Annotated in this window: 15 protein-coding genes; 9 read left to right on the top strand and 6 right to left on the bottom strand. The window is 71.2% G+C overall.

Annotation, left to right across the window (positions count from 1 at the left end; all coding sequences use genetic code 11):
* Window positions 1-18 precede the first annotated feature (18 nt).
* From ACFQ46_RS20635 to ACFQ46_RS20620, 4 genes are all read left to right on the top strand, one after another.
* Entirely contained in the window at window positions 19-1,056 is a 1,038-nt protein-coding gene (locus ACFQ46_RS20635) for a DnaJ C-terminal domain-containing protein (RefSeq protein ID WP_380160372.1), read from the top strand.
* Window positions 1,057-1,138: 82 nt separating this feature from the next.
* Window positions 1,139-1,561, top strand: a complete 423-nt coding sequence (locus tag ACFQ46_RS20630) for a heat shock protein transcriptional repressor HspR (protein ID WP_328293299.1) — start codon at window positions 1,139-1,141, stop codon at window positions 1,559-1,561.
* A 37-nt stretch (window positions 1,562-1,598) separates the two neighbouring features.
* Window positions 1,599-2,609, top strand: coding sequence for a beta-propeller fold lactonase family protein (locus ACFQ46_RS20625; protein WP_380261599.1), 1,011 nt, complete (start codon window positions 1,599-1,601; stop codon window positions 2,607-2,609).
* Between the two features lie 59 nt (window positions 2,610-2,668).
* Window positions 2,669-3,445, top strand: coding sequence for a phosphotransferase (locus tag ACFQ46_RS20620; RefSeq protein ID WP_380261597.1), 777 nt, complete (start codon window positions 2,669-2,671; stop codon window positions 3,443-3,445).
* 41 nt (window positions 3,446-3,486) lie between these two features.
* Here ACFQ46_RS20620 and ACFQ46_RS20615 read toward each other — a convergent pair whose 3' ends face one another.
* The 3 genes from ACFQ46_RS20615 to ACFQ46_RS20605 form a co-directional block, all read right to left on the bottom strand.
* Window positions 3,487-4,482, bottom strand: coding sequence for an iron-siderophore ABC transporter substrate-binding protein (locus ACFQ46_RS20615; RefSeq protein WP_380261595.1), 996 nt, complete (start codon window positions 4,480-4,482; stop codon window positions 3,487-3,489).
* 121 nt (window positions 4,483-4,603) lie between these two features.
* Window positions 4,604-5,965, bottom strand: coding sequence for a 6-phospho-beta-glucosidase (locus ACFQ46_RS20610; protein ID WP_380261593.1), 1,362 nt, complete (start codon window positions 5,963-5,965; stop codon window positions 4,604-4,606).
* Window positions 5,962-6,801, bottom strand: coding sequence for a DeoR/GlpR family DNA-binding transcription regulator (locus ACFQ46_RS20605; protein ID WP_380261591.1), 840 nt, complete (start codon window positions 6,799-6,801; stop codon window positions 5,962-5,964). Before ACFQ46_RS20605 ends, ACFQ46_RS20610 begins: the two co-directional genes overlap by 4 nt.
* Window positions 6,802-6,991: 190 nt before the next feature.
* Between ACFQ46_RS20605 and ACFQ46_RS20600 the strand changes: the two genes are divergently transcribed.
* The 5 genes from ACFQ46_RS20600 to nagB all read left to right on the top strand — a co-directional run bounded on the left by ACFQ46_RS20600 (window position 6,992) and on the right by nagB (window position 12,065).
* A complete protein-coding gene (locus ACFQ46_RS20600) occupies window positions 6,992-7,999 on the top strand; it encodes a carbohydrate kinase family protein (RefSeq protein ID WP_380261589.1) in 1,008 nt (335 codons plus the stop codon).
* 71 nt (window positions 8,000-8,070) lie between these two features.
* Entirely contained in the window at window positions 8,071-9,441 is a 1,371-nt protein-coding gene (locus ACFQ46_RS20595; protein ID WP_380261587.1) for an extracellular solute-binding protein, read from the top strand.
* On the top strand, window positions 9,441-10,388 hold the full coding sequence (locus ACFQ46_RS20590; RefSeq protein ID WP_380261585.1) for a carbohydrate ABC transporter permease: 948 nt from the start codon (window positions 9,441-9,443) through the stop codon (window positions 10,386-10,388). Before ACFQ46_RS20595 ends, ACFQ46_RS20590 begins: the two co-directional genes overlap by 1 nt.
* A gap of 1 nt (window position 10,389) precedes the next feature.
* Window positions 10,390-11,214, top strand: coding sequence for a carbohydrate ABC transporter permease (locus ACFQ46_RS20585; protein ID WP_380261583.1), 825 nt, complete (start codon window positions 10,390-10,392; stop codon window positions 11,212-11,214).
* A gap of 65 nt (window positions 11,215-11,279) precedes the next feature.
* Window positions 11,280-12,065 carry a glucosamine-6-phosphate deaminase gene (gene nagB, locus ACFQ46_RS20580; RefSeq protein ID WP_380261581.1) on the top strand — a complete coding sequence of 262 codons (786 nt, stop codon included), beginning with the start codon at window positions 11,280-11,282 and terminating at the stop codon, window positions 12,063-12,065.
* Window positions 12,066-12,161: 96 nt separating this feature from the next.
* Here the strand turns inward: nagB and ACFQ46_RS20575 are convergent, their stop codons facing one another.
* From ACFQ46_RS20575 to ACFQ46_RS20565, 3 genes are all read right to left on the bottom strand, one after another.
* Window positions 12,162-13,031 carry a phosphogluconate dehydrogenase C-terminal domain-containing protein gene (locus ACFQ46_RS20575; RefSeq protein ID WP_380261579.1) on the bottom strand — a complete coding sequence of 290 codons (870 nt, stop codon included), beginning with the start codon at window positions 13,029-13,031 and terminating at the stop codon, window positions 12,162-12,164.
* Window positions 13,032-13,053: 22 nt separating this feature from the next.
* Window positions 13,054-14,397 (bottom strand): MFS transporter, encoded by a 1,344-nt coding sequence (locus tag ACFQ46_RS20570; protein ID WP_380160386.1) that lies wholly within the window; start codon window positions 14,395-14,397, stop codon window positions 13,054-13,056.
* A 137-nt stretch (window positions 14,398-14,534) separates the two neighbouring features.
* Window positions 14,535-15,353, bottom strand: a complete 819-nt coding sequence (locus ACFQ46_RS20565) for a sugar phosphate isomerase/epimerase family protein (protein ID WP_380261577.1) — start codon at window positions 15,351-15,353, stop codon at window positions 14,535-14,537.
* Window positions 15,354-15,647: the final 294 nt, after the last annotated feature.

Genomic DNA, 15,647 nt, shown 5'->3' with positions numbered 1-15,647 from the left:
TGAGGAGGGGGGACGTTCGTGAGCATGCAGGACTGGGCGGAGAAGGACTTCTACGCCGTTCTCGGCGTCGCCCACGACGCGGACACGGCAGAGATCAAGAAGGCCTACCGCAAGAAGGCCCGGACGCTGCACCCGGACGCCAACCCGGGGGACGCGGCCGCCGAGGCGAGGTTCAAGGAGGTCGGGGAGGCGTACGCGATCCTCTCCGACCCCGAGCAGCGCCGGCAGTACGACGGTGTCCGCGCGATGGTCGGCGGCGGGGCCAGGTTCTCCTCCGGGGGTTCCGGGCCCGGCGCGGCCGGTGGCGGCGCGGGGTTCGAGGACCTCCTCGGCGGCCTGTTCAACCAGGGCGGCGGGCGTGCCCCCGGCGGGGTGCGCTTCGGCACCCCCGGTGGGGGTTCCGCGGGTGGTTTCGAGGACCTGCTCGGGGGGTTGTTCGGTCAGGGCGGTGGTGCGGGTTTCCCGGGCGGTCAGGCTCCGCCGCAGCGCGGTCAGGACCTCGAGGCCTCGGCCCGGGTGTCCTTCCGCGACGCCCTCGACGGCAAGACCGTGTCGCTGCGGGTCCCCGACCCGCGCGGCGGCCCGGCCCGCAACGTCAACGTCCGGTTGCCCCAGGGCGTCCGGGACGGGCAGAAGGTCCGCCTGCGCGGCAAGGGGATGCCCGGCCCCGGCGGGACGGCGGGCGACCTGCTGGTCGCCGTGAACGTCGAACCGCACCCGGTGTTCAAGCGGGACGGCGACGACCTGCGGATGACCCTGCCGGTCTCCTTCGACGAGGCCGTGCTGGGCGCGACCGTCGAGGTTCCGACCCTGGACGGCGCGGCCGTCAAGGTGAAGGTTCCGGCGGGAACCCCGTCGGGACGGTCGTTGCGGCTCAAGGGCCGCGGCGTCAAGCGGTCACGCACGGACGACGACCGGGGCGACCTGTTCGTCACCCTCGACGTCGTCGTGCCGCAACGTGTCGACGGGGCGGTGCGCGAGGCCGTCGAGGCGTTCGCCGCGGCCACCGCCGGCGAGGACCCGCGGGCCGGTCTCGCCGACCGCGCCCGCAGCTGACCCACCCCGTCCCACCCGTGATCCCGCTGGGAAACCCAGCGGGATCACGGGTCGGGAGGGCCGAGACGAGAGGAGAGGGAGTGTGTACGACGACGACACCGCGTTGTTCGTGATCTCGGTGGCGGCCGAACTCGCGGGCATGCACCCGCAGACGCTGCGCCAGTACGACCGCCTCGGCCTCGTCTCGCCCAGCCGGGCGCGGGGCCGCGGTCGGCGCTACTCCGCCCGCGACGTCGCGCAACTGCGCGAGGTGCAACGGCTGTCCCAGGAGGACGGCGTGAACCTCGCGGGCATCAAACGCATCATGGACCTGGAGAACCACGTGCTGGCCCTCGGTCAGCGGGTCGAGGAGCTCGAGGCCGAGGTGGCGCTCGTGCGGTCCCAGGCGCGGCGGATCTTCGCGGCCGGGATGGCCGGGGACATCGTCGCGACCCCGATGGGTCGTCGCCCTGAGTCACAGCGTTCCAACGCCCTGGTGGTGTGGCGGCCCGAACCCCGCCGTTGACCCGACCCCCGTCCTCGGTGTGGGGCATGATCTGGCCGTGACGTCATCGCCGACCGGTTCCACGGTCCTCGCCATCGGGTCCTACACCTCCGCCACCGGGGGCCGCGGTCAGGGCATCACGCTGGTGCCGCGCGACCCGTCCTCCGGCCGGCTCGGCCGTCCCGGCCACGTCGCGGACTGCGCTTCACCCTCCTTCCTCGCGACCGGAGCGCCCGGTCTCGTGCACGCGGCCCACGAGGTCGACGAGGGTTTCGTCTCCACCCGCCGCTACGACGGCGACCGCTGGGAACTGCTCGGTGAACAGCCCAGCGGCGGTTCCTCGCCCTGCCACCTGACCGTGACGCCCGACGTCGTGCTCGTCGCGAACTACGGCGGGGGCGTCGGGGTCCTCGGTCTGACCGGGGGAGTCGTCACCGGCCTGCGAAAGACGTTGCACGGCAACGGTTCCGGGCCGGACCGCGAACGCCAGGAGGCGTCGCACCCGCACTCCACGCGACTGCTGGCGCCGGACGCGTTCGCCGTCCTCGACCTCGGGACCGACGAGGTCCGGGTCCACACCCTCGGCCCGGACGGCGCCTCGCCCGACCCGGTGCAGGTCGTCGACCTGGCGCCGGGAACCGGGCCGCGGCACGCCGTCGTCGACGCCGGCCGGGTCCACGTCGCGGGTGAACTCGACGCGAGCGTCACCTCGTTCACGCTGCAGGACGGCCGGTTGTCCGACCCCGTCCGCACCTCCGCGCTGGTCGGCTCCGTCGACGAACCCGTGTACCCCTCCGAGATCGCGCTCGCGCCGTGGGGTCTCGTCGTCGCCAACCGCCGCGCCGACGTCATCACCTTGTTCGAGGTCGTCGACGGTGTCCCCCGTGCCGTGCGCGACGTGACGATCGGCGCCGCGAACCCCCGCCACGTCCTGGTGATCGGCCACCACGTCTACGTCGCGGCCCAGGACTCCGACGCCGTCGTGCACCTCACGCTGGACGACGACCTGACCGTCGTCGACCGTTCGGTCGTGGAGGTCGGCTCGCCGACGTACGTGCTGCCCCTCTGAGCCCACTGGACCGCGCCCGTCCGCAGCGGCAGGCTGGCGCGCAACGAGAGGGGGTTCCGGTGGCGTCGGACGAGGAAGTGCTCACCGGTGGTGGGGTCAACGAGGTGGTCCGCACGGGGGACGCCGTACGTCGTCCCACCGGCCCCCACACCCCGAGGGTCCACGAGTTGTTGCGTCGTCTCGAGGGCTTCGCCCCCGTTCCCCGGGTCCGCGGGCTCGTCGACGGTTTCGAGTTCCTCGACTTCCTGCCGGGGACCGTCCCGAACTACCCGGTCGGTGACGAGGCGGCCTCCCGGGCGGCCCTCCTCAGCGCCGCGGAACTCCTGCGCGACTACCACCGGGCGACGGCGGTCTTCGCCGCGGAACTCCCGCGCGACGGGTGGCTGTTCCCCGCGCAGGACCCCGTCGAGGTCGTCTGCCACGGCGACTTCGCCCCGTACAACTGCGTGCTGCAGGGGGAACGCGTCACCGCGCTGATCGACTTCGACACCGCACGACCGGGTCCACGACGCACCGACCTCGGCGTCGCCGTCTACCGCTGGGTGCCGCTCTCGGACCCCGGCCACGACGGCGTCCGCCCCGGTACCGCGGAACAGGCCTCCCGGCTGGCGGAGTTCTGCGACGCCTACGGGGCGACGGCGGTGGACCGGGCCGGCGTCGTCGACGCCGTGCTCGAACACCTCGACCTGCTCGTGCGGTACATGCACGAGCAGGCCGCCGCAGGCAGCGCCGCGTTCGCGTCCCACATCGCCGACGGCCACGACCGGCTCTACGTCCGGGACGCCGCCCACGTGCGGGCGAACCGGTCAGCGTTCGAGACCGCGATCCTGCGCTGACGTGGGCGGCAGCGCGTCGGAGATCCGGGCGGGGGTGGACGTCAGGCGATGGCCTGCGCGAACAGCGGCACCGCGTGGTCGAGGGCGTAGCCGAGGCCCAGGGTGGTCCCGCTGGAGAACGCGTTGGCCTGGGTGGTGTCGTCGAACACCACGATGCGCCCGTCCCGGGTGGCCTGCAGGTTCTGGATCCCCGGGTTCGCGGTGATCTCCGCCGCCGTGGCGCCGATGGGGAACACGACGACGAGGTCGGCCTCGAGCTGGTCGAGCTGCTCGTCGGAGAGCGAGACGTAGAAGCTGGCGTCGGTGGAGAGCGCCTGCACCGTCGGGCTCTGGGTGAACCCGAGTTCGGTCATGAAGTCGACGCGGCTGTCGCCGGTGACGTAGGCGCCGAAGGCACCGGAGAAGAACGCGGCGACCGAGACGGTCCTGCCCGCGAACCCGGGGTTCGCCGCCGCGACGTCCTTGAACTTCGCCTCGAGGTCGGCGATCAACTTCGCGCCCGCGTCGCTCGTGCCGAGGGCGGCGGAGACGAGTTCCACCTGGTCCTGCCAGGAGGTGCCGTACGTGACCTTCTGGCCGGGCGGCGGACCGACCGTGGGGGCGATCTGCTTCAGCTCGTCCTGCTGGGCCTGGGCGTTGCTCTGCCGGGTGTTGAGGATGACGTCGGGGGTCAGCGCGGCGACGGCCTCGTAGCTGAGTTCGGTGGTGCCCAGCACCTCGGGGGTCTGCTTCACCAGGTCCTTCGCCCAGGGACCGACGCCGTCACCCCCGAAGGCCAGCCAATCGGAGGTGCCGACGACCTGACCCCCCAGGGCCAGCACGGTCTCCATGTCGCCCCAGCCGAGCGCGACGACGTTCTTCGGGTTCGCGGGCACCTCCACGGTGCCGAAGAGGGTGTCGATCGAGGTGGTCGAGGACGCCGCCCCGGAGCTGTTCGCGGAGGCGCCCGCGTCGTCGGACGAGCCGCAGGCGGCGAGGGCGGAGAGACCCGCGACGGACGTGCCGGCGAGCAGGGTGCGGCGGGACAGCGACGGCACGGAGGCTCCGATCGGGGGACCACCTCAGCGGATGCGACTGAGGACAGCCTGACCATACCCGACCGGCACCCCGTCGGCAGAGCGTGCGGGCCACCCCGGCGGGTGGCCCGCACGCTCGTCGTCAGTGCGCCCCGAGGACCGCGGCCACCTCGGGGATGCGGTCGACGTAGCCGTCGAGGAGCTTGCGCCCGACCGTCACCGAGTCCACGAGCGGGTGCAGGGCGAACGCCTGCAGCGCTTCGTTCCGGTCGCCGGTCAGGGCGGCCGCGATGGTGTGCCGTTCGACGGCCTTCACCTGCTGCATGAGGCCCAGCTGGTGCAGGGAGGGGGCGGACGTGGTCAGCGGGTGGACCCCGTTGGCGTCGACCGTGGTCGGGACCTCGACGACCGCGTCGTCGGGCATCCCGGCGATGGTTCCCCGGTTGCGGACGTTGAGGATCATCGTCGCGCGCTCGTTGCGGGTGATGGCGGCCATCACGCCCAGCGCGACGCCGGCGTAGCCCTGGTGCGAGGGGTCGGTCTCGACCTGGTCGGTGTGCGCGGGTTTCCCCTGCTCGCCGCCCTTGGCCTCGGCCATGTAGCTGGCGCTGCGCGCGGTCACGGTCTCGCGCCAGAACGCCGCGGCGTCGGCGCCCTTGGACCGGACCTCGCGGTAGAAGTCGTCCTGGGTCTCGAGCAGGAACTCCCCGCGGGTCGTGCCCGAGTCGACGATCGCCCGCACCGCGTCACGGTTGAAGTAGTAGTAGTAGAGGTACTCGTTCGGGATGAGGCCCATGGTGCGCAGCCACTCCGGCCCGAAGACGATGCCCTCCTCGAGGACCGAGAGCTTCTCGTCGTCGGCGAGCAGGGTCGGGAGCACGTCCACCCCGTCGTACAGGACCCGGCGCATCCACCCGAGGTGGTTCAGGCCGACGTAGTCCATCTGGACGCGGCGGTGGTCCAGGCCGAGGACACCCGCCACGCGACGTCCCAGACCCGACGGGGTGTCGCAGATCCCGAGGACCCGGTCACCCAGGACGCCCTGCATGGCCTCCGTGATGATCCCGGCCGGGTTCGTGAAGTTCAGGAAGTAGGCGTTCGGAGCCAGTTCGCGGACCTTGTGCGCGATGTCGACCATGAACGGGACGGTCCGCAGGGCGTAGGCCAACCCGCCCGGACCGGTCGTCTCCTGACCGATGACGTTCAGGTCCAACGCGACCCGCTCGTCGCAGCAGCGGGCGGCGAGACCGCCCACACGCACTGCGGCGAAGATGAAGTCGCTCCCCGCCAGCGCCTGGTCCAGGGAGGTCGTCGGCACCAGTCGAGGCGCGTCGGGGAACTCCCGGGCGAACTGGGACAGGACGAGGACCATGCCGTCGAGGCGGTCCTGGTCGGTGTCGTACAGGGCCACCTCCTCCACCCGCGGGGTTCCCTGGTCGCGCAGGAGGGCCTGGTAGACGTAGGGGGTTCGGAACCCGCCGCCGCCGAGGATGCAGAGCTTCACGTGATGATCACCTTTCCGCCGGCGTCGCGGCAGAGTTGGAGGGGGGCGGGGTCGGCGCCCTCGGTCGTGATGAGGACGTCGACCTCGCTGACGGAGCACAGCCGCAGGGAGCCGGTGCCCGGGAACTTGGTCTCGGTGGCCAGGAGGACGACCTTCTCGGCGGCCTCGATCATGGCGCGTTTGATCGGCTCCTCGACCGCCATGTTGTCCACCACGCGACCGTTGTTGCGCACTCCCGTGCAACTCAGGAGGACGGTGTCCGCGTTGAGGTGGCTCAGCACCTGGCCGGTCACCGAGCCGACGAGGCTCTGGTAGTTGCGCCGCACGACGCCGCCGAGCAGGACGAGCCGGACGGCGTCGTCGTCGCGCAGGACGTCGAAGACGGCGAGGTTGGAGGTGATGACGGTGAGATCGCGCCCCCGGAGGAGTTCGGCCACCAGTGGGGTCGTCGTCCCGATGTCGAGGATGACGACGTCGCCGTCGTCGATGGAGGCCGCGGCCGCGGTGGCGACGCGTTCCTTCAGGGGGCGGTCGGTCGTGGCGACGAGGTCGAAGGGGCGTTCGCGGTTCTCGCTGCCCCCCTCGAAGGACGCGTCGCCGGTCGCCGGCTGGGGCCGCAGGACCTCCGCCCGCAGAGCCTCGCCCGCGGTCCGGTCCTCGAGGGCGATGGCGCCGCCGTAGGTGCGGACGAGTTCGCCGTCCTTGTCGAGCACCTGCAGGTCACGGCGGATCGTGGACTCGCTCACCTCCATCCGCTCGGCGAGGTCCCGCACGGTCGTCGCGCCCTCGTGGTGCACCGCGTGGAGGATGCGTCGGCGCCGCTCAGCGGAGATCACCGGTCCAGAGTAGGACTTTCGCGCGGAGTTGACCAGAGTCGAGCAGAGACGGCCGAATTTACCGAGCTGTAACCCCAGGACCGGTGCGGTCTCTTGCGTGACTCTGCGCACGATGCTCATACTCGGCGGATCGTGGGCGCTACCGCCCTCGTCCCCTCGCCCTAGCCCCACCGCACGCTGAGGAGCGTCCGTGCCTCCCACCGTCCCCGCGTCGCCCGGACCGGTCGTCGAGACCGACGTCGTGTTCGGCGGCACCGTCTTCTGCGACCTGGTCCTCTCGGGCACTCCGTTGCCCGGTCCGGGTGAGGAGGTCTTCGCCGACGGGTTCGCGCTGGTGGCCGGCGGTACCGCGAACCGCGCGGTCGCGACCGCACGGCTGGGCATGCGCACCGGGATCCTCGCCGTGCTGGGGACCGACGTCCTGGGCGAGCACCTGCACGACCTCCTGGCGCGTGAACCGGGACTCGACCTGCGGTGGCTGCAGCGCACCTCCAGGTACCGGACCCCCGTCACCGTGGCCGTGACCAACGAGCACGACCGGGGTTTCATCACCTACCTGGAGGACGGCGCGGAGGTGCCGCGGCAGTGGCCCGGGCCGCTGCCCGTGGTGAAGGCGGCCCACACCGGGATCGCCTTCGGCGTCCCCGGCTGGATCGCGGACCTGCGCCGGGCCGGGACGACGGTCTTCGGCGGCGTCGGCTGGGACGGTTCCGGGCTCTGGTCCGAAGAGGTCCTGCACCGCGCGGAGGAGGTGGACGTCTTCGTCCTCAACGAGGTCGAGGCCCTCAGCTACACCCGCACCGACTCCGTCGAAGCGGCCGCGGAGGTGCTCACCCGCCACGTCCGCTCGGTCGTCATCACCCGGGGCGCGGAGGGTGTCACCGCCGTGGACGCCGGCTCCGCGGGTGTCGGGTCCTGGGTCCACGTGCCCGCCGTGCCCGTCCGGGCCGTCGACCCCACGGGGGCCGGTGACGTGTTCACCGCCGGACTGATGACCGGTTCCGTCCTCGGCTGGGACCTGCGGACCCGCGTCGCGTTCGCCGGCCTCGTCGCGACCCTCTCGGTCCGCTCGCTCGGGGGTTCCGCCAGTGCTCCCCGCCCCGCGGAGGTCGCGGAGTTCCTCGCCTCGCGACGCCCCGAGGGGGACTGGACCACCGTCCTCGACTGGGCCGCCCGGCAGCCGGCCACCCCGTCCTGAGACCACCACGTCCTGAGACCACCACGCACGCAGTTCGCGACCACCTTCCCGACCCACCCGTAGGAGACCCCGTGGACACGACCCGAGACTTTCCCCTCCCTCGCCGAGGCGTTCTCGCCCTCGCGCTGAGCGCCACGGCCCTGGTGGCCGCGGCGTGCGCACCCGGCGGTTCCGGTTCCGACGCCGCCCCCACCAGTTCCGAACCCGTCACCACCGACGCCGCGTCCCTGGGGAACGTGACCCTCACCGTCTGGGACCAGAACACCGACGGTGGCATCGACGACGCCCAGACCAAGCTCAACGACCAGTTCGCGGCCGCCTACCCGAACATCAAGGTCGAACGCGTGTCGCGGTCGTTCGCCGACCTCAAGACGACCCTGAAGCTCGCCCTCTCCGGTGACGACGCGCCCGACGTGGTCCAGGCCAACCAGGGCTACCCGGACATGGGGGCGTTCGTGCAGGCCGGTCTGCTGCAGCCGGTCGACGCGTGGGCGGAGGTCTACGGCTGGACGACCCGCTACCCCGAGGACCTGCTCAGCCTGAACAAGTTCTCCTCCGACGGTGCCACCTGGCGCGACGGGAACCTCTACGGCGTCTCGCAGACCGGGGAGATCGTCGGGCTGTACTACAACAAGGAACAACTGTCGCAGGCCGGTCTGACCGCGCCCGTCACCTTCGCGGACTTCGAGGCGGCCCTGCCGGTGCTGCAGGCCGCCGGTCTGCAGCCGATGCAGTACGGCGACGCGGACAAGAGCCCCGGGATCCACCTCTTCGGTGCGACCCTCTCGGCCGTCGCCGGGGTGAAGGCCGCCAGCGACCTCGTGTCCGGCAGCGGGGGCGCCTGGACCGACGACACCTCCGTCCAGGCGGCGACGAAGCTCTCCGAGTGGTCCACGAAGAAGTACCTGCCGGAAGGCCACAACGGCGTCGGCAAGGACCAGGCCGTCACCGACTTCGGGCAGGGCAAGGGGACGTTCCTCTTCACGGGGACCTGGCAGCAGGCGACGCTGCAGGAGGCCATGGGCGACAACGTCGGTTTCGTCGCGCTCTCCGGCGTCGACGACAAGGCCGAGACCCTGGGTGGTGTCGGGCTCGCCTGGGCGATCACCTCGAAGGCGTCCAACGCCAACGCGGCCGCGGCCTACATCGAGTTCATCACCAACGCCGCCGCCAGCCAGGTCCTGGTCGACACGGGGAACCTGCCCGTCGTCCTCCCCGAGGGGTACCAGGCCGCCACCGGCACCCTCGCGGGCGACATCGCCGGGCAGTGGAACGACGTGAGCCAGCAGAACGGGCTCGTCCCGTACCTCGACTACGCCACCCCGACGTTCTACGACACCCTCACGGCCGGGGTCCAGCAGTTGACCGGCGGGCAGTTCACCCCGGAGGAGTTCACCGAGTCGCTCCAGAAGGACTACTCGGCCTTCCTCCAGGACCGCTGATGCCCGCGGTGTCCCCCCGGAGCAGTCGTCCGGACCAGGAGGCGGCCCCGGCCCCGGGCACCCCGGTCGTGACCTCCAGCCGGCCGGAGCGGCAGTGGAAGGCATTCCTCTACCTGGCCCCCGCTCTCGTCGTCCTCGTCGCCTTCATCGTCGTGCCGCTGGCGCAGGGGGCGTGGTACTCCCTCTACGACTGGAACGGCCTGTCCGCGGCGACCTGGGTGGGCCCGCAGAACTACGTGGACATCGTCACCGACCCGGCGCTGCGCGCGGCGTTCGGTCACGCGCTCGTGCTCGTGCTCTTCTTCGCCGTCCTCCCCGTCGTGGTCGCCCTGTTCCTCACCGCGGTGATGTCCCGGGCGCCCCGGCTGCGGGGACTGGGCTTCTTCCGCGTGGTCCTCTTCCTGCCGCAGGTCATCGCGTCGGTGGTCGTGGCGACGTCGTGGCTGGCGATCTACGCCCCCGACGGCCTGCTCAACCGGCTGCTGCGACTCGTCGGCCTGGGCCTGGTCACCCGCGCCTGGCTGGGGGACTTCTCCACCGCGCTGCCGGCCGTCGGGTTCGTCGGCAGCTGGGTGGGCATCGGGTTGTGCCTGGTGCTCTTCCTGTCCGGGGTCGGCCAGATCGACCCGGAACTCTTCGAGGCGGCCCGACTCGACGGGGCGGGGCTGTTCCGGGAGTTCTTCGCCATCACGCTCCCGGGACTGCGCGGCCAGATCACCGTCGCCCTCACCCTGACCGTCGTCGCGGCCCTGAAGAGCTTCGACCTGATCTACGTGACGACGCGCGGCGGACCGGGGGACTCCACCACGGTGCCGTCCTACCTCGCCTACGAACGGGCCTTCCAGACCAACCAGGTGGGGTCCGCCTGCGCGGTCGGCATCACCCTCGCCGTGGTGATCGTGCTCGTCACGGTCCTCATCTCCAAGCTGCAGCCGCGGGAGTCCTGACATGCGCATCAGCCGCTTCGAGACGAGCGTGAACTACGTCCTCCTGGGCGTCTTCGCGCTCTTCGCGGTGGTCCCCCTCGTGGGGGTCCTGATCTCCGCCTTCACCCCCGTCGACGAGTCCCGCTCCGGTTTCCAGCTGCCGTCGCGGTTCGCGCTGGAGAACTTCGGCGAGGCCTGGCGGCGCGGGCACTTCGGCGACTACATGGTGAACAGCGTGCTGGTGACCGTGGGCGTCGTCGCGTTGACGATCCTGTTGTCGGTGCTGGCGGGGTACGCGTTCGCGACCATGCGCTTCCCCGGCCGGACGGTCCTGTTCTACGTCATGCTGCTCGGGCTGATGCTGCCGGTGGAGTCCTTCGTCATCCCGCTCTACTACGACCTCCGCGGCGTGGGACTGACCGACACCTACTGGGCCCTGCTGCTGCCCCAGACCGCGCAGTCACTGGCCTTCGGCGTCTTCTGGATGCGGAACTACTTCCTCAGCTTCCCCGACAGCGTCCTGGAGGCGGGACGCATGGACGGTGCCGGCGACCGGGCCCTGCTGTGGCGCGTCCTCGTCCCCAGCGCGGGACCGGCGGTCATGACGATGGGTCTGCTCATCGGCATGTGGACGTGGAACGAGTTCCTGCTGCCGCTCATCATGATCTCCGGGGAGGGGCTGCGCACGGCACCGCTCGGGCTGGCGTTCTTCCAGGGACAGCACGCGACCGAGCAGTCCCTGCTCGCCGCGGCCGCCACCATCGTGGCCCTGCCGATCGTCGTGGTGTACCTGTTCCTGCAGCGTCGCTTCATCGCCGGGATGCTCGGCGGAGCCGTCAAGGGGTGATCTCCTCGGCGTCCTGTCGCCGGACCGTGTCTCGAACCTCGAAACCTCGCCAGGAGTCCCGCGCGATGGAAGTCGTCATCACCCCCACCCCCCGGCACGCGGCCGAGCTGGCCGCGGACGCGGTCTGCCGCCTCCTGGAGGACGATCCCCGGTCGGTCCTGGGTCTGGCCACCGGATCGTCGCCGCTGGCCCTCTACCGGGCCCTCATCGACCGGCACCGGGCCGGCCAGGTGAGTTTCGGGCGGGCCCGCGCGTTCACCCTGGACGAGTACGTGGGGTTGCCCCGGGGGCACGCCGAGAGCTACCGGGAGGTGATCCGGCGCGAACTCGAGGACCACGTCGACTTCCCCGCGGGCGCGGTCACCGGACCCGACGGCCACGCGGAGGACCTCGCCCGGGCCGGACGGGACTACGAGGAGGCGATCGTGTCGGCCGGGGGTGTCGACCTGCAGGTCCTCGGCCTCGGCGGCAACGGGCACATCGCCTTCAACGAGCCGGGTTCGTCGTTGAACTCCCTCACCCGCGTCAAGGCCCTCACCCGCCGGACCCGGTCGGACAACGCCCGGTTCTTCGGCGGGAACGCCGAGGAGGTCCCGTCGCTCTGCCTCACCCAGGGGCTGGGCACGATCCGGCGGGCGCGGCACCTCGTCCTGATCGCCACCGGCGAGGCCAAGGCCCCGGCCGTCGCGGCGATGGTGGAGGGGCCCGTCTCGGCGTCCTGCCCGGCGTCCGTGCTGCAACTGCACCCGCACGTGACGGTCCTGCTCGACGGGCCGGCCGCCTCGGACCTGCAGCACCGGGACGACTACGCGGCGGCCTGGGCGGTGAAGCCCGCCGGGCAGGGGTTGTGACCCTCCCGGCAGACGTCCGGACCGCTGTTCACCTCGACGCCGGAGGGCCGGGACGACCCCGTCCCGGCCCTCCGGCGTTCGCCGTGCGTGACGGGCTCAGCGCTCGATCTTCTCCAGCTTCAGCATCTTGGTGATGACGCTGTCGAGTTCCTCGTCGCGGAAGATCTTCTTCCAGTCGTCCTTGACGATCGACTCCCGGCCGTAGTCCATGGCGATGAGGCACGCGTCGGAGAACGGGTTCGACCCGCGCAGGCTGTTGGTCAGCGCGATCTGGACGTGACCGAAGAGCATCGCCTTGGCGGCCTCCTCGGGGACGCCCACGGTGTGGACGGTCTCGTGCAGGGCTTCCTTGAGCAGGGCGCCGATCATGCAGGCGATGGTCTCGACCAGGGTCGGTTCGAGGACGGCGAGCTGCTTCACGGTGACCCAGTGCACGGTGTCGACGGGGCCGTACATGATCCGGATGACGTCCTCGGCGATGTCGCGCTTGCTGAGGTCGTCGCTCTCGAACGCGGCGACGACGTTCTGCAGCGCGCCTTCCCCGCCGAAGTTGTCGGCGTACTCCTCGGGCCGGGTGCGCTCGAGGAACACCGACGGGTGGCAGGGGTGGGCGACGGCCTGGAGGACGTCCTCGCGCTGGGCGAGGAGGTTGGCGTAGGCGGCGGCCGGGTCGAGGGTGAGCAGGATCGAGCCCGGCTTCATGGCCGGGACGACGGACTTCGAGACGACGCCGAGCACGGTGTCGGGGACGGCGAGGATGACGACGTCGGCGCCGTCGACGGCCTCCTCGGTGGACACGGCGGTGCGCCCCTCGGCGGCCATGCGTTCCTTGCCGGCCGAGGAGTTCTCGGCGTAGCGCAGGGTGTGGCCGGACTTCATGAGGTTGCGGGAGACCCGCATGCCCATCTTGCCGCCCGCGCCGACGACGGCGACGGTGATAGTGGGGGCTTCGGTCGTTGCGGTCATGGTGTTCGACTCCTCGGGTTTCTCAGGCGGTGGTGGTCTGGGGGGAGGGTTCCTCGAGCGCGGCCCGGCTGCGCCGGGACATGACGAGGAGGATGACGGCCGACAGCACGAGGAAGCCGCCGGTGATCATGAGAGGGATCTTCTCGTCACCCGTGAGGTCCTTCAGCCACCCGGTGACGTAAGGGGCGGAGAACCCGCCGACGTTGCCCAGGGTGTTGATGAAGGCGATGCCCGCGGCGGCGGCGGCACCGGTGAGGAACTGCGGCGGCAGCGACCAGAAGTTCGGCAGCGCCATGAAGATCCCGCAGGCCGTGACGGCGATGACGAGGATCGTCAGGTACGGCGAGTTCATGTACAGCGCGACCGGGACGCTCAGGCCGGCGACCAGGGTCGGCAGCGCGATGTGCCAGCTCTTGAAGCCGTTCTTCGCGATGTGGCGCGACCACAGGAACAGGGCGATCGCCGCGGGGACGTAGGGGACCGCGTTGACGAGGCCCTTCTCGAAGACCGAGAACGTCGTGCCGAAGCGCTCCTGGAACCCGGAGATGATCGTGGGCAGGAAGAACGCCAGCGAGTACAGGCCGTAGATGAGACCGAAGTAGGCCAGGGCCAGCGCCCAGACGCGGCCCTCCCTGAGGATGCGGCGCGCGGGGACGTGCCCGCGGTTCTCGCTCTCGGTCTGCTCGGCGTCGAGTTCACGGCGCAGCCAGGTGCGCTCGGTCGCGCTCAGCCACTTCGCGTCCTCGGGCTTGTCGGTGAGGTAGAACCAGCACGCGATGCCCATGACGATCGCGGGGATGCCGACGCAGAGGAACATGAAGCGCCAGCCCTCGAGACCGAGGACGCCGTGACCCTGCTGCATGAGCAGACCTGCGAGCGGGGCGCCGATGACCGTGGTCAGCGGCTGCGCCAGGTAGAAACCCGCGAGCGCCTTGCGGCGGTACTCGCGCGGGAACCACAGGGTGAGGAACAGGATGGCGCCGGGGAAGAACCCCGCCTCGGTGACGCCGAGGAGGAACCGCAGGGCGTAGAGCTGTTCGGTGTTCTGCACCCAGGTGAACAGCGTCGCGACGATGCCCCAGGTGATCATGATGCGGGCCAGCCACTTGCGGGCCCCGAAGCGGTGCAGGGCCAGGTTGCTGGGGACCTCGAGGAAGATGTACCCGAGGAAGAAGATCCCCGACGCGAACCCGAACTGGGCCGCGGTGAGGCCGAGGTCGTCGCCCATGCCGTTGGGCTCGGCAAAACCGATCGCCGTCCGGTCGAGGTAGTTGATGAAGAACATCACCGCGACGAAGGGGATGAGCCGGACCGCGGCCTTGCGCAGCGCGGTGCTACCGGCGGTGGGGGAGGTGCTGGTGTCCATGGGAAGGCGTGCTCCCTTGCACGGGTGGTGGTCGTGGTCGCCGTCGTGGTCGCCGTCGTGGTCGCCGTCGTGGTCGGACCGGTCGGCTCGAGGAAACTGTCGCACCGTCGTGCAGATTGGTCAACCGGTTGTGCGCATCAGTCGCCCGTCTGGTAGCTCGCCAGCGTCGTCAGCGATCGGGCGGTCCAGTCGGCCTCGACCGCACGCGTCGTCTCGGCGTCACCCTGCGGCACCAGCCAGTGCTCGAGGACCTGGTGGACCGTGGCCGGGTCGGGCTGGACGACGGCGAGCAGGTCGCGGAAGTCGAGCTGTCCCTCGCCGAGGGGGCAGCTGGCCAGGGTGAAGCCCGCCCACCCGTCACGCCGCGTGAACGTGAAGTCCTTCACGTGGATGTTGACCACGCGGGGGGCGAGTCGGCGCACGACGTCGCGGGGGTGCTCGAGGTTGGCGACGCAGTTGGCCGGGTCGAGCACGATGCCCAGGTGCGGGGAGTCGACCTCGTCGACGATCGCGAGCAGGTCGGTGGTCGGGATCTGCTCGTAGGTCTCCAGGCCCAGCGTGACGCCGGCGGCCGCGTACTCCGGGACGACCTCGCGCAGGCGGTCCACGGTCTCGCCGGCGGTGGGTCGGTCGCTCACCCCGCCGTGCTCGGAGTAGACCATCGAGCGGACCGTCCGCACCCCCAGGGCGAGGGCGTGCGCGAGGTGCGTGCGCAGGTGCTCGACCCCGGTTCCGCGGGTGCCCGTCTCGAGGATCAGACCGCGTTCCGCGGCGGCCGTGCGCAGCGTGGCCGCGAGCTCGGGGGTGAGGGCCTCGAGGTCGGGGTGGTCGCAGACCTGGAACACCTGCCCGCCCAGATCGGCGATCTCGTGCAGCATCTCCACGAGGGAGATCGGCTGCGGTGCAGCCGGGTTCCAGCGGTGGCTGTACGCGTAGGTGGACACTCCGACGGCCACGATGCCTCCTTGGGCGCCCCGGGTCCCCGGAGCTCGATTGGTCAACCGGTTGCAGAGTATCGCTCCGGAGGGGGCGGACGCGAGGAACAAGACGACGCCCGATCCGCTTGAACCCGGTGAGTGCGGACTGCGCGCCCGTGCGGGGCCTCCACCGCTGCGACGCCGCGGGAGCCGCCCCCGGCCCTGGTCACCCGGACCACCGCCGCCGAGCATCGAGGGAGAATCTGGACATGACTGATCTGCAGTGGCGTGTGGTGCTGGCCGCCGACGAGGCCGGTGTCTCCTACAAGGACG

Origin of the sequence: Kineococcus sp. GCM10028916 (assembly GCF_042674865.1) — a bacterium.
GTDB lineage: Bacteria > Actinomycetota > Actinomycetes > Actinomycetales > Kineococcaceae > Kineococcus.
This window is presented reverse-complemented; position numbering and strand designations above follow the sequence as displayed.